This window comes from Taklimakanibacter albus (assembly GCF_016595235.1).
Lineage (GTDB): Bacteria > Pseudomonadota > Alphaproteobacteria > Rhizobiales > Aestuariivirgaceae > Taklimakanibacter > Taklimakanibacter albus.
On sequence record NZ_JAENHL010000008.1, the window covers coordinates 1,665,083 to 1,678,548 of the forward strand.

The 13,466-nt window shown below is 63.0% G+C and carries 11 protein-coding genes; all 11 read right to left on the reverse strand.

Features of this window, described 5'->3' with window-relative positions; translation table 11 throughout:
- Positions 1-26: 26 nt before the first annotated feature.
- The 11 genes from JHL16_RS30885 to pstC all read right to left on the reverse strand — a co-directional run bounded on the left by JHL16_RS30885 (position 27) and on the right by pstC (position 13,454).
- On the reverse strand, positions 27-1,667 hold the full coding sequence (locus tag JHL16_RS30885) for an ABC transporter ATP-binding protein (protein ID WP_137854409.1): 1,641 nt from the start codon (positions 1,665-1,667) through the stop codon (positions 27-29).
- A complete protein-coding gene (locus JHL16_RS30890) occupies positions 1,657-2,550 on the reverse strand; it encodes an ABC transporter permease (RefSeq protein WP_200188706.1) in 894 nt (297 codons plus the stop codon). Before JHL16_RS30890 ends, JHL16_RS30885 begins: the two co-directional genes overlap by 11 nt.
- A 2-nt stretch (positions 2,551-2,552) precedes the next feature.
- Positions 2,553-3,521 (reverse strand): ABC transporter permease, encoded by a 969-nt coding sequence (locus tag JHL16_RS30895; RefSeq protein WP_200188707.1) that lies wholly within the window; start codon positions 3,519-3,521, stop codon positions 2,553-2,555.
- A gap of 55 nt (positions 3,522-3,576) precedes the next feature.
- A complete protein-coding gene (locus JHL16_RS30900; RefSeq protein ID WP_200188708.1) occupies positions 3,577-5,178 on the reverse strand; it encodes an ABC transporter substrate-binding protein in 1,602 nt (533 codons plus the stop codon).
- Between the two features lie 276 nt (positions 5,179-5,454).
- Positions 5,455-7,029, reverse strand: coding sequence for a cisplatin damage response ATP-dependent DNA ligase (locus tag JHL16_RS30905; RefSeq protein ID WP_200188709.1), 1,575 nt, complete (start codon positions 7,027-7,029; stop codon positions 5,455-5,457).
- Positions 7,030-7,200: 171 nt separating this feature from the next.
- Complete coding sequence (locus tag JHL16_RS30910) at positions 7,201-8,208, reverse strand: ligase-associated DNA damage response exonuclease (protein ID WP_200188710.1); 1,008 nt, start codon at positions 8,206-8,208, stop codon at positions 7,201-7,203.
- A 105-nt stretch (positions 8,209-8,313) separates the two neighbouring features.
- Positions 8,314-9,012, reverse strand: a complete 699-nt coding sequence (gene phoB / locus JHL16_RS30915; RefSeq protein WP_137854415.1) for a phosphate regulon transcriptional regulator PhoB — start codon at positions 9,010-9,012, stop codon at positions 8,314-8,316.
- Complete coding sequence (phoU, locus tag JHL16_RS30920; protein ID WP_200188711.1) at positions 9,012-9,728, reverse strand: phosphate signaling complex protein PhoU; 717 nt, start codon at positions 9,726-9,728, stop codon at positions 9,012-9,014. Before phoU ends, phoB begins: the two co-directional genes overlap by 1 nt.
- A gap of 17 nt (positions 9,729-9,745) precedes the next feature.
- Positions 9,746-10,552, reverse strand: a complete 807-nt coding sequence (gene pstB / locus JHL16_RS30925; protein WP_246771340.1) for a phosphate ABC transporter ATP-binding protein PstB — start codon at positions 10,550-10,552, stop codon at positions 9,746-9,748.
- A gap of 30 nt (positions 10,553-10,582) precedes the next feature.
- Positions 10,583-12,112: a phosphate ABC transporter permease PstA gene (pstA, locus tag JHL16_RS30930; protein WP_200188713.1), complete on the reverse strand. Its 1,530-nt coding sequence runs from the start codon at positions 12,110-12,112 to the stop codon at positions 10,583-10,585.
- The gene (pstC, locus tag JHL16_RS30935) at positions 12,105-13,454 is read right to left on the reverse strand and encodes a phosphate ABC transporter permease subunit PstC (RefSeq protein ID WP_246771218.1); all 1,350 of its coding nucleotides are present in this window, start codon (positions 13,452-13,454) and stop codon (positions 12,105-12,107) included. The genes pstA and pstC overlap by 8 nt, the downstream gene beginning before the upstream one ends.
- Positions 13,455-13,466 lie beyond the last annotated feature (12 nt).

A 13,466-nucleotide genomic window follows, 5' to 3' on the forward strand; every position in this document is an offset into this window, starting at 1 on the left:
GCTGACCAAATCGCGACAGCTATAGTTTACGCTTTGACCTTGGCCTTGGCAGCGGCACGTTTCTCGAGGAGATGTGTCAGCCAATCGGGGTCCATTTGCGGCACCGAGGAGAGCAGAAGCTCGGTATAGGCCGGATGCGGCGGCGACAGTACTTCCGTCTTGAGGCCCTGCTGCACCACGCGGCCCTGATACATCACCACGATCTCATCGGCGATGGCGCGCACCGTGGCGATGTCGTGGGTGATGAAGAGATAGGAGACATTGGTCTCCTTCTGCAGTTTCAGCAGCAGCTTGAGGATGCCTTCCTGGACGATCTGGTCGAGGGCCGAGGTGACCTCGTCACAAATGATGAGCTCCGGGTCGGCGGCAAGCGCGCGCGCGATACAGATGCGCTGCTTCTGGCCGCCCGAGAGCTCGCCCGGGAAACGGTCGATCAGATCCTCGCTGAGCTCGATCTGCTCCAGGAGCTCGACCACCTTGCGGTCACGCTCCTGGCCTTTGAGGCCGAGATAGAATTCGAGTGGCCGGCCGATGACATCGCGCACCCGCTGGCGCGGATTGAGCGCGGTGTCGGCCGATTGATAGATCATCTGGACGCGCCGCAACGTCTCCTTGTCGCGATCCTTGAGAGCGCGCGGCAGCGGCTTGCCGTTGAAATAGACCTCGCCCTTCTTCGGCGGCAGGAGCCCGGTGATGACGCGCGCCAGTGTCGACTTGCCGGAGCCCGATTCACCGACGACCGCTACGGTGCGTCCGCGCGGCACCTGCACCGTCACATTCTCCAGAACCTTGATGACGCCGCCATAGGTCGCATCGACATCATGGATGCGCAGCACAACGTCCTTGGCGGTACGCTCCGGCATGGCGAGGCTGCGCACCGCCCAGAGCGTCTTGGTATAGGCCTCTTTCGGCTGCGTCAGCATCTCGCGCGTCGGCGCTTCCTCGACCAGCTTGCCATGGCGCAGCACCATGATGCGATGCGCCATCTGGGCGACGACGGCGAGATCATGGGTGATGTAGATCGCCGCGGTGTTGAACTGCTCGACGATGTCGCGCATCGCCGCCAGCACATCGACCTGGGTGGTGACGTCGAGCGCGGTGGTCGGTTCGTCGAAGATGATGAGGTCGGGCCGGCAGGACATGGCCATGGCGGTCATGGCGCGCTGCAGCTGGCCGCCCGAGACCTGATGTGGGTAACGGTTACCGATCGTGGCCGGATTGGGCAGCTTGAGCCTTGTATAGAGATCCTTGGCGTCGGCCTCCGCCTCATTGCGCGGGCGCACATCATGGCCGACCGCCGTCTCGACCGTCTGGTCGATGATGCGATGCGCCGGATTGAAGGACGCTGCGGCACTCTGCGCCACATAGGCGATGCGCGAGCCGCGCAGAGCGCGCCGCTCCTCCTCGCTCGCCTTGCGCAGGTCCATGCCGTCGAACACGATGCTGCCGCCGGTGATGCGGCAACCGGGCCGCGCAAAACCCATGGCGGCGAGGCCGATGGTCGACTTGCCGGCACCCGATTCACCGATGAGGCCCAGCACTTCGCCGCGTCGGAGCGTGAGGCCGACACCCTTGACGATCTCGTGCCAGACATCGTCGCTCTGGCCTTCGATCTTGAGGTCCCTGATCTCGAGCAGGACCTCGCCCTTGGTGCGCTCACTTTTCATCACGTAATCCGCTTGTCTTGTGCAGGAACCAGTCGACGACGAAATTGACCGCCACGGTGAGGAGCGCGATGGCGCCCGCCGGTATCAAAGGCGTTATATCGTTGTAGGTGATGAGGGTGGCGTTCTCGCGCACCATCGAGCCCCAGTCGGCGGTCGGCGGCTGGATGCCGAGGCCGAGGAAAGACAATGCGCTGATGGTAAGGAAGACGAAGCAGAAGCGCAGACCGAATTCGGCGATCATGGTCGGCATGATATTGGGCAGGACTTCCCTGAACAGGATCCAGCCCAATTTCTCGCCGCGCAACTTAGCCGCCTCGACATAATCCATGACCACCACATTCATGGCGACCGAACGGGCCAGGCGGAAGACGCGGGTCGAATCGAGCACCGCGATGATGATGATCAGGTTCTGGACCGAGGAGCCGAAGATCGACAGCAGGATAAGCGCGAAAATGAGCTGCGGAATGGCCATCAGCGTGTCGACGGCGCGCGACAGGAGCTGGTCGATCCAGCCGCGGAAGATCGAGGCGATGATGCCGAGCCCGCCGCCGATGGCGAAAGCGAGCAGCGTGGTGGCGAGCGCGATGCCGAGCGTGTTACGGGCACCATAGAGCAGGCGGGTGAACATGTCGCGGCCGAGCTGGTCGGTGCCGAGCCAATGTGCCCAGCTCCAGGCATCGAAGGGCACCTGGCTCACGATCTCGGCCTCGCCATAGGGCGCGATCCACGGCGCGAAGAGCGCCACGAAGATGTAAAGCGCAATGACGATCATGCCGAACCAGGCGCTGTAGGGCGCCTTCTTCAGCGTGCGCCATATATTCTGCGCCAAGGTGCGCCGCGCCTTGACGATGCGCTGCGGGGCAGATGGAGCTGTCTGTTCCATGCTCATCTCGGATGCAGAAGCCTCGGATTGGTGGCGATGGAAATGACATCGGCCAGGAGATTGAGCAGGATATAGGTGACGGCGAAGATCAGCGCGCAGGCCTGCACCACCGGAATGTCGCGCGAGCGCACCGCATCGACCATGGCCTGGCCGATGCCCGGATAGACGAAGACGACCTCCACCACCACCGCACCGACGACGAGATAGGCCAGGTTGAAGGCGATGACATTGGCGATCGGCGCCCAGGCATTGGGCAGCGCGTGGCGCAGGATGATCTGGCCGGGCGACACGCCCTTGAGCCTGGCCATCTCGATATAGGGGCTGGCGAGCAGGCTGATGATGGCGGCGCGCGTCATGCGCATCATATGAGCGACGATGACCAGCGTCAAAGTGAGGACGGGCAAAGCGGTGCGCTGCAGCTTCTCGAAGAACGGCATGTCCGCCGACACGTTGGACAGCGAGTGGAAGATCGGGAATTTCACCGCCAGGAACAGCATCAATATGTAGGCGACGAAGAACTCCGGAAAGGAAATGGTGGTGAGCGTCACCGCATTGACGGCGCGGTCGAAGATGCTGTTGCGGTAGAGGGCGGCGAGCAGACCCAGGCCCAAAGCCAGAGGAATCGCCACAAGCGCGGTGATGCCGGCGAGGAACAGGGTATTGAGGAGCCTCGGCCCGATGATCTCCATGACGGAACGGCGGAAACCGACACGGGACGAGAAGGACGAGCCGAAATCGCCCTGCAGCACGCCGCCGATCCAGTTGAGATAACGCTCATGCGCCGGCTTATCGAGGCCGATCTCCTTCTGGAACGCCTCGACCGTTTCCGGCGTCGCCGACTGACCCAATATGGCCTTGGCGAAGTCGCCGGGCAGGAACTCGATCGCCGAGAAGATGATGAGAGACACGACAAAGAGCGTGATGAGGCCCAGACCCAGACGCTGCAGTACCGTTCTCAGAAGGGGATGCATCGACACAATCCAAAAGGCCGGGCCGTCCTCAGGGGACGGCCCGGAACCGCCATTATTATGCGAGCCACCAACGCTCAGCGATCTTCAGGCCATCATTCTCCCAGTTGGGAGCGACGTCGCCATGCGCCAGCTTCTTGGAATTCGCGGTCACGAAGTTGTTGAAGACGAGCACGATGGTGCCGCCGTCATCATGCACAAGCTGCTGCATCTCGCCATACATCGCGGCGCGCTTGGCGTCGTCGAGCTCGGCGCGGGCCTGGATCAGCAGTTCGTTGAAACGCGGGTTCTTCCAATAGGTCTCGTTCCAGGCGGCGTCCTTCGCATAGGCGATGGAGAAGGCCCAGTCGCAAGTCGGACGGCCGCTCCAATAGGAGGCGCACCATGGCTTCTTGAGCCAGACATTGTCCCAATAGGCGTCTTCGGCCTCGCGCACGACATTGATGTCGATACCGCATTTGGCCGCCGTCTCCTTGATGAGCACGCCCGCATCGACGGCGCCGGCAAAGGCCGCATCGGCGACCGACAGGTCGACCTTCAGCGTCTCGTAACCCGCCTTCTTCAGGTGGAATTTCGCCTTGTCCGGATCGTATTTGTATTTGGGCTCCGGATCGATGGAATATTTCACCGCCTTGGCGATGGGATTGTCATTGGCGACCGTCGCGTGATCGAGGAAGATCTTCTTCTGGATTTCCTCGCGGTTGATCGCATATTTGATGGCGGTGCGCACGTCGTTGTTGTCGAACGGCGCCATCGTCGTGTTCATCGGCAACACGTAATGGCCATAACCCGAGAGCTCGAGGATCTCGACATTGGGATTGCGCTTCAGGAGCTCGAGCGTCTTCAGGTCGGCGCGGCCGATCCAGTCGACATCGCCGGTGGTCAGCGCATTGGTGCGCGCCGCGACATCGGTGATGGCAATGAACTCGACTTCGTCGAGATAAGGCTGGTTCGACTTGAAGTAGTTCGGATTGCGCTTGAACTTGGCCGACACGCCCGGCTCGAATTTCTCGAGCACGAAGGGGCCGGTGCGCACGCCCGACTGCCAGTCCGACTTGCCGTCCTTCACCGGCATGATCGGGATATGATAGTCGCTGACCAGATAAGGGAAGTCGGCGCTGCCGTCTTTCAGCGTGAAGATGACCGTCTCTGGCCCATCCGCCTTGATGTCGGCGATCGGGTCGAGCAGCGACTTCGCCGCCGATTTGGAATCGGCGCCCATGTGATGGCGGAAGGAGGCGACGACATCGTCAGGGGTCACCGTCTTGCCGTCATGGAACGTGGCGCCCTTGCGCAGCTTGAACGCCCACTTCTTGGCGCCGTCCGAGGGCTCATAGGACTCGGCCAGATCGGGCACCACATTGCCCTTGGCGTCGACCTCGGTGAGGCTGTTCGACAGCGCGCCCCAGAAGGCGCATTGGGTGAAGGTGTCGGGATAACCGACCGGATCGAGCGTGTCGGTCGTGGCGCCGTGGGCCAGGCCGAAACGGGCGGAACCGCCTTTTTTCGGCTCGGCGCGGACGGCCTTGACGAACATCGCATTGCCGGCCGCGGCGGTGAAGCCGGCCAGCATGGCGAGCTGGATGAAGTCGCGACGGGAAACCTTGCCCTTGCCGGCAAGGCTGGTGGCCTGCTTGAGTTTTTGTTCTAGTTCGCTCATTGCGAATGTCTCCTTCGATAGGTGCATTTCCAAATCGAGGAGCGGCCGCAGGTCATGCGCCTCACAACGGCTCCTGCGCTCACTGCCTAGCCGGCACGCAGCAACCGTCTCCTCCCCGATACCGTCCAGTAAGCCCTGTGTCGTTTTTATTATTTTGGTTGAACAAAACTGTCATGATGGCAGCACCTCGTCAATGGTTCTGACGCTTTCAGGCGCTTGTCCTGCGACAAGTTTTGGGCCGAAGCCCAATTCCGACATGTTAATGCGAAAACCGTCTCAGGATGGGATGAGCGCCTGGACCGCCGCCAGGGTCTCGGCTTCCCGAGCCGGCTTGTCCCAGCGAATGCGGTGCACGCGCGGGAACCGCAAGGCGACGCCGGATTTGTGCCGGGAGGACGGCTGGACCGCATCGAAGGCGATTTCGAGCACCAGGCCGGGGGCAACCTGGCGCACCGGGCCGAAGCGCTCCACCGTATTGGTCCGGATCCAGCGGTCGAGACGCAACAGCTCCTCGTCGGTGAAGCCCGAATAGGCCTTGCCGACCGGCACCAGCTCGTCGGGCGTCTTCCACACGCCGAAGGTGTAGTCGGAATAATACGAGGAGCGCTTGCCCGAGCCGCGCTGGGCATACATCAGGACACAATCGAGAGTGAGCGCGGCGCGCTTCCATTTGTACCAATGGCCCTTGGGCCGGCCGGCCAGATAAGGGCTGTCCTTGCGCTTCAGCATCAGCCCCTCGATGCCGTTCTCGCGCGCCTGACGCCATTTCTCCTCGAGCTCGCTGAAGGCGGCAAATGGCACCAGCGCGCTCACATCGGCAAGGCTCGGGAGAAAACGCTCATACCAGGCCTCGAGCCGGACGCGGCGCTCGAGAAAGCTCAATTCGCGCACATCCTCCTGGGCATCGAAGAGAATGTCATAGAGACGGATATGAGCGGGATAATCCTGCAGCATCTTGCCCGTGACACTCTTGCGGTTGAGGCGCTGCTGCAGATCGTTGAAAGGCGCCACCGCACGATCGCGCAGCACCAGGAGCTCGCCGTCGAGCACGCCTTCCGTATGCGCGAAGGCCTGGACGATATCGGGAAAGGCGCCCGATATGTCATCGCCGGCGCGCGAGAACAGCCTGACATCACCAGGCCGCGCCGACAGCTGCACCCTTATGCCGTCCCATTTCCACTCGGCGGCGATGTCAGCGGGCGCCAAGCCTTGCCAGTCACCCTCTTCGATCGGATGCGCCAGCATCACCGGCCGGAACGTCGCCTTGCGGCCGGGATCGGGCCGCTCGCCCCTGCCCTCCAGCCAAGCGAACATGTCGCCGTAAGGCGGCGTCACCGCATGCCAGACTTCCTCGATCTCCTCGACCGCGCGCCCGAAGCTCTGGGCGATGGCGGTCTTGGCGAGGCGCGCCGAAACGCCCACCCGCAAGGCGCCCGAGAGCAGCTTCAGGAGCGCGAAGCGGCCTTTGACATCGAGCCGGTCGAGGAGGCGCTCGAGCACGCGGGGAAATTCGCGGGAGGACGCGGAACTCACCTCGGCGACGACATCGCCGATCGAGGGCGGCGGCGCATTGGCGCGCACATCGGGCCACAGCAGCGAGACGGTTTCGGCGGTGTCGCCGACATAATCGCGTGACAGGCGGTAGAGCAGCGGGTCGACATGCGGCTCGAGAATGGTCGCAAGCGTCTTGCGGATGGGCAGGCGCAAAGGCAGGCCGTCGGTCAACGCCGCGAGCGCCCAGCCGCGATCAGGATCAGGCACCTCTCTGAAGTAGTCCTCGAGCAGCTTGAGTTTGGCGTTACGCGCCGTCGTATAAACCAGCCGATCGAGAAGCTCGGCGAAGGGCTGCATTACTCATACTCGCAATCAGAGGGATAAGAGTTGTCCACGGCCCTCTCATTATTCGTCATCCCGGCGAAAGCCGGGATCCATTGAAGCCTCTCCATACCGGCAGCGTCGAAGTTATTGCACCAGTTTAGGGGATCCCGGCTTGCGCCGGGATGACGGTGGGTAGAACTGACGTCAGTCGCCTTCATCTTCGAATCCAACGAGCGCCAGCGCCCGGCCGCGCCGGCCCATGAGGCCGATCTGATGCACCAGCGCATCCTCACGGCCATGGGTGACCCAGATCTCGGCCGCCCCGGTCTCCTCGATCGTCGTGAGAAGCTCCGGCCAGTCGCAATGATCGGACACCACGAGCGGCAATTCAACGCCATGCTGGCGGGCGCGGCCCTTCACCCGCATCCAGCCCGAGGCATAACAGGTCAAGGGATCGGCGAGGCGCCTGGACCAGCGGTCGCTCAAAGCGGAAGGTGGGCACATGACCAGGGCGCCTCTCAGCTCGGCGGGCTCGCTGTCCATGACATTGCGCAGATCGCCCAGATCGACGCCGAGCTGGACATAGAGATCGCAGAGATTGCGCATGCCGCCATGCAGATAGATCGGGCGGTCGTAACCCGCCTCACGGGTCAGCGCGATCATGCGCTGGCATTTGCCGAGATTGTAAGCGCCCAGAAGATGGGTGCGCTCGGGATTGGCGTCCAGCGAGGCCAGCAGGCGGCGGGCCTCCTTGTCCGCCGGCTCATGGCGGAAGACCGGCAGGCCGAAAGTCGCCTCGGTAATAAAGAGATCGCATGGAACCAGCTCGAAAGGCGCGCAGGTCGGGTCGGGCGAGCGCTTGTAATCGCCCGAGACGACGGCACGGGAACCTTGCCAGTCGAGCACGATCTGGGCCGAGCCCAATATGTGCCCGGCCGGCACCAGCTTCACCGTGACGCCATTGATGCTCTGGGCGCCATTGGCGGGCTGGAACGCGCCGGCGCAATCGGCGCCATAGCGCACTTTCATGATCTCGATGGTTTCGTGGGTGGCAAGCACCGAGCCGTGGCCTGAGCGGGCATGATCGCCATGGCCATGGGTGATGACGGCGCGCTCCACGGGGAGATGCGGATCGATATGGAACTGGCCCGGCGCGCAAAAAAGGCCGCGTTCGGTCGGATAGAGCCAGCTTTCCGGACGGGGTGTCGGCATGGGAACCTCAATATAGGTTTTCACCGCTATTGAGACCATGCCGGTGTCAGTATGCGTCAGTAGCGTCGGCGGGCCGGGTTCCACGCTTGCGCGGGCTGGCGAGGCTCACCCCCGCCCGAAGCGCTCATCGAAGGAATAACCCATGCCGCGCACGGTGCGGATCGGGTCGATCTCGCGGCCGCGTTTCAGGCATTTGCGCAGGCGGCCAACATGGACATCGACGGTGCGCTCATCGACATAGATGTCGCGACCCCAGACGGCGTCGAGAAGCTGCGAGCGGCTATAGACCCGGCCCGGGCTCTGCATGAGATATTCGAGCAGGCGGAATTCGGTCGGCGACAGAGTGATGTCGCGGGTGGCGCGCGTCACCCGTCTGGTGCGGCGGTCGAGGGCGATATCGCCGGCCTTGAGGCGTTCGGCGATGGCGTCCGGATTGACGCGGCGCAGGATCGTCTTGATGCGGGCGAGCAGCTCCGGCACCGAGAACGGCTTGACGATATAGTCGTCGGCGCCGGTGGCGAGGCCGCGCACGCGCTCATTCTCCTCGCCGCGCGCGGTCAGCATGATGACCGGTATGTCGCGCGTCTCGGGGCGCGAGCGCAGGAGCCGGCAGACCTCGATGCCCGATATGCCCGGCAGCATCCAGTCGAGCAGGATGAGGTCGGGGCGCTCTTCATTGACGAGATGGGCCGTGTCCTCGCCATTGGCGGTGGCGCGCACCCGGAACCCTTCGGCCTGCAGGTTGTAGGTCAGAAGGATCTGGATCGGTTCTTCGTCTTCGACGATGAGGATGGAAGCAGTCATCAGCGCTCATTCAGTGAATCAAAAGTCGTCGTGCTGGTGGTATCTTTCTTCGGACGCTCCTCGCGCATCGTTTGACCCGACACCAGATAGTGGATGTTCTCCGCTATGTTGGTGGCGTGATCGCCGATGCGCTCGAAATTCTTGGCGCCGAAGAGAAGATGGGTGCAAGGCCCGATCATGCGCGGATCCTCCATCATGTAAGTGAGGAGCTCACGGAAGATCGAATTATAGAGGGCGTCGAGCTCGCCGTCATTGCGCCAGACCTCCAGCGCCTTGGCGTCGTCGGTCGTCGTATAGGCGTCGAGCACGTCTTTCAGCTGCTCGAGCGAGAGACGGCCCATGCGGGTGAGCCCGGTGGCGAGCTTGCGCGGCAGCGCTTCCGAAATGGCATGCGAGCGCTTGGCGATGTTCTTGGCGAGATCGCCGATACGCTCGAGGTCGGAGGCGATGCGGATCGCCACCATGATCTCGCGCAGGTCGCGCGCCATGGGCTGGCGCTTGGCGATGGTGAGGATGGCGCGCTCCTCGAGCTGCAGCTCGAGCGCGTCGATCTTCTCATCCTGCGCGATCACGTAATCGGCAAGCTTGGTGTCGCGCCTGGCCAGCGCCTCGATGGCCTTGGCAAGGTGATCCTCGGCGAGGCCGCCCATCTGGGCGAGCATCGTCTTGAGATTGGCGAGGTCCTCGTCATAGGCCTTGACGATATGGTCCGACATAATCGTGATCTCCGCGGTCAGCCGAAGCGGCCGGTAATGTAATCCTGGGTGCGTTTGTCCTTGGGCGCGGTGAAGATGTCGTCGGTATCGCCGACCTCCACCAGATTGCCCAGATGGAAGAACGCGGTGAGTTGCGAAACGCGCGCCGCCTGCTGCATCGAATGGGTGACGATGACGATGCAGAAATTCTGGCGCAATTCATCGATGAGCTCCTCGATGCGCGCGGTGGCGATCGGGTCGAGCGCCGAGCACGGCTCGTCCATCAGGATCACCTCCGGATTGACGGCGATGGCGCGCGCGATGCACAGGCGCTGCTGCTGGCCGCCCGACAGGCTGGTGCCCGAATGATCGAGCCGGTCCTTGACCTCCTCGAAGAGGCCGGCCTTTTTGAGGCTGGTCACCACGATCTCCTCGAGATCGGTCTTGTTCCTGGCGAAGCCGTGGATGCGCGGCCCGTAGGCGACATTCTCGTAGATCGACTTGGGGAACGGATTGGGCTTCTGGAACACCATGCCGATGCGGGCGCGCAATTGCACCACATCGAGGGTCCTGTCGTAGATGTCGCGGCCGTCGATCTCGATATTGCCGGTGACCCTGCAGGACGGAATGGTGTCGTTCATGCGGTTGATCGAGCGCAGGAAAGTCGACTTGCCGCAGCCCGAGGGACCGATGAAGGCCGAGACGGCGCTGTCGGGAATGTCGATGCTCAGATCATTGATGGCATGTTTCTCGCCATAATAGACGTCGACATTGCGCGCCTTGATCTTCAACGGGCGCTCGCGCGCGATGCGCGGAGCGCTATCGGCGACCGGCGTCTTGATCATGGTATCCATGGACGGTGACCCTTTCATAACTTACCAGCGGCGCTCGAAGCGCTTACGCAACAGAATTGCGGCGGCGTTCATGACGAACAGGAAAACGAGAAGAACGATGATGGCGCCCGCCGTCTTGGACTGGAAGGCGATTTCCGGCAGGTCCGACCAGAGATAGATCTGGATCGGAAGTGCTGTGGCGGCGTCGGTGAAGCCGCCCGGTATATCGACGATGAAGGCGACCATGCCGATCATCAGAAGTGGTGCGGTCTCGCCCAGAGCATGCGCCATGCCGATGATGGTGCCGGTCATGATGCCGGGCATCGCCAAAGGCAGAACATGGTGGAAGATCGCCTGCTGATGCGAGGCGCCGACGCCGAGTGCCGCTTCCTTGATCGAGGGTGGCACGGCGCGCAGTGCGGCGCGCGACGCGATGATGATGGTGGGCAGCACCAGAAGCGCCAGGACCAGGCCGCCGACCAGCGGGGCCGAGCGCGGCAGGCCGAAGAAATTGAGGAACATGGCGAGGCCCAGAAGGCCGAAGACGATCGACGGCACCGCCGCGAGGTTGTTGATGTTCACCTCGATGAGCTGGGTCAGGCGGTTCTTGGGCGCGAACTCCTCGAGATAGATGGCCGCCGCGACGCCGATCGGCAGGCAGAGGAACAAGGTCACCAGAAGGGTGAGGATCGAGCCCGTCAAGGCGCCCCTGATGCCGGCGAGCTCGGGCTCACGCGAGTCGCCCGATGAGAAGAAGCGCCAGGCAATGCCGTTTTCAGCGACGCCTTTTTCCTTCAACTGCTCGAGCCACAAGGCTTCCTGGTCGTCGATGCGGCGATTGTGCTCCGTGACCGTGAAGCGGACGATATCCCAGGCGCCGGCATTGGCCGGATCGAGCGATTTGGGCGCCGTGACCTGTTCAGCGAGATAGGCGCCATTGTCGGCCGAGACCACCCGGAAGGCGCCGCCATTCAGGCGGACGATGTCGCCGGCGGTCAGGACCGGGGTCTTGTCGGTCACCAGCTTGAATTTCTCGCCATCGGCGCTGGCGGTGATCGTGCCCTGGCCGGCGATCTTCGCGACGCCGGTCTGGCGGCCCTTCAGATACTGATCGGCGTCGTCGGAGAGCAGCACCGGGACCTTGGCATCCGTGCCGATGAGTGACGGGTTGTTCACCACCATGGCGCGGAAGTCATCGGCGGCGCCCGAGCTCAGGAGCCCCAAAAGCTTCTTGCGGTCCCCGCGTGAGGTGACATCCGGGAACATGGCGCGGAAGGATTCACGGATCGGTCCGTCGAAGTCGCCGGTACGGATGATCTTGGGGTCCTTCGAATTCTGCGGATCGATCGCTTCCTGTGACACGCTGACCGGCAGCATCATGCGATGCTCGAAGAAGGCCGGCAGGCCCTTCACCAGGATGTCGGCGAAGAGAAGCACGAGGAACACCGCCGTCACCGCGATGGCGGCGATGCCGTAGAGCTTGAAGCGGCGCTCGGAGCGATAACGCTTGGCGACGAGGGCCGCGTTGTCGCTGACGCGGCGGGGAGCGGCGGAGATCGCGGTATCAGTCATATTGTTCCCGGTATTTCTGCACGATCTTGAGCGCGATGTAGTTCAGAGCGAGGGTGAAGAAGAACAGCACCAGGCCGAGGGCGAAGGCGGAAAGTGTCTTGGCCGAGTCGAATTCCTGGTCGCCCACCAGAAGCGTCTTGATCTGCACCGTGACGGTGGTGACGGCGGCGAGCGGGTTGAAAGTGAGATTGGCGGCGAGGCCGGCGGCCATCACGACGATCATCGTCTCGCCGACGGCGCGCGAGATGGCGAGCATGAAGGCCGAGACGATGCCCGGCAGGGCAGCGGGCAGCACCACTTTCTTGATGGTCTCGGATTTGGTGGCGCCCATGGCATAGGAGCCGTCACGCAGCGACTGCGGCACGGCATTGATGACGTCGTCGGAGAGCGAGGAGACAAAGGGAATGATCATCATGCCCATCACCAGGCCGGCGGCGAGCGCCGACTCGGAGGCGACATCGAGACCGAAGGACTGGCCCCAGCCGCGGATAAGCGGCGCCACCGTCAAGGCGGCGAAAAAGCCCAGCACCACGGTCGGGATGCCGGCCAGGATCTCGAGGATCGGCTTGACCACGGAGCGGATCCTGGGCGTTGCATATTCGGCCATGTAAATCGCCGAGAACAATCCCAAGGGGCCGGCCACCAGCATGGCGATGACGGTGATAAGCAATGTGCCGGCGATCAGCGGCACGATGCCGAAGGCGCCGGAGGAGCCGACCTGATCGGCGCGCATGGCGGTCTGCGGCGACCATTGCAGGCCGAAGAGGAAGTCGATCGGCGAGACCTTGCTGAAGAAATGCATGGCCTCGAACACCACCGACAGCACGATACCGATGGTGGTGAGGATGGCGACGCCCGAGCTGGCGAGCAGCACATATTTGACGAAGCGCTCGAACTGGTTGCGGGCCCGCAGCTCGGGTGTGATGCGGCCGAGCCCCCAGAAGATGACGGCGGCGCCGGCGAGCACGCCGAAAATATTCAGTCCCCAATAAACGAGGCTCGATGCCGCGCTGTAGGCGGCGGCTGCGGCCTTGAGCTTGTCGCTTGGTTCGCCCTGATAGATGCCGGCGATGAGGTTCTGGATGTCGCGCAGCGCGGCGTCGCGGTGAAGCTGCTCGGCAACCTCAGAGGGATCGAAGGCGCCCAGGCCCTGGCTCACCACATAATGCGAGGCCAAAGGGGCGCCGACGACAAAAATCACCATCATGACGGTGAGGACGGCGGCGGCGATATAAAGACCATGATAGGCCGGCAAGGAATGGAGCATGCCGGCCTGATCGCCGCGCACCCCCCGGGCCCGCTGGGCTCCCAGGAAGAAGCCCGCCAGCACCAGAGCTGCCATGATTGCGAAATA

Coding starts and splice junctions, on each gene's coding strand:
- JHL16_RS30885 (WP_137854409.1), bottom strand. CDS start 1,667: ATGAAAAGTGAGCGCACCAAGGGCGAGGTCCTGCTCGAGATCAGGGAC.
- JHL16_RS30890 (WP_200188706.1), bottom strand. CDS start 2,550: ATGGAACAGACAGCTCCATCTGCCCCGCAGCGCATCGTCAAGGCGCGG.
- JHL16_RS30895 (WP_200188707.1), bottom strand. CDS start 3,521: ATGCATCCCCTTCTGAGAACGGTACTGCAGCGTCTGGGTCTGGGCCTC.
- JHL16_RS30900 (WP_200188708.1), bottom strand. CDS start 5,178: ATGAGCGAACTAGAACAAAAACTCAAGCAGGCCACCAGCCTTGCCGGC.
- JHL16_RS30905 (WP_200188709.1), bottom strand. CDS start 7,029: ATGCAGCCCTTCGCCGAGCTTCTCGATCGGCTGGTTTATACGACGGCG.
- JHL16_RS30910 (WP_200188710.1), bottom strand. CDS start 8,208: ATGCCGACACCCCGTCCGGAAAGCTGGCTCTATCCGACCGAACGCGGC.
- phoB (WP_137854415.1), bottom strand. CDS start 9,012: ATGACTGCTTCCATCCTCATCGTCGAAGACGAAGAACCGATCCAGATC.
- phoU (WP_200188711.1), bottom strand. CDS start 9,728: ATGTCGGACCATATCGTCAAGGCCTATGACGAGGACCTCGCCAATCTC.
- pstB (WP_246771340.1), bottom strand. CDS start 10,552: ATGATCAAGACGCCGGTCGCCGATAGCGCTCCGCGCATCGCGCGCGAG.
- pstA (WP_200188713.1), bottom strand. CDS start 12,112: ATGACTGATACCGCGATCTCCGCCGCTCCCCGCCGCGTCAGCGACAAC.
- pstC (WP_246771218.1), bottom strand. CDS start 13,454: ATGGCAGCTCTGGTGCTGGCGGGCTTCTTCCTGGGAGCCCAGCGGGCC.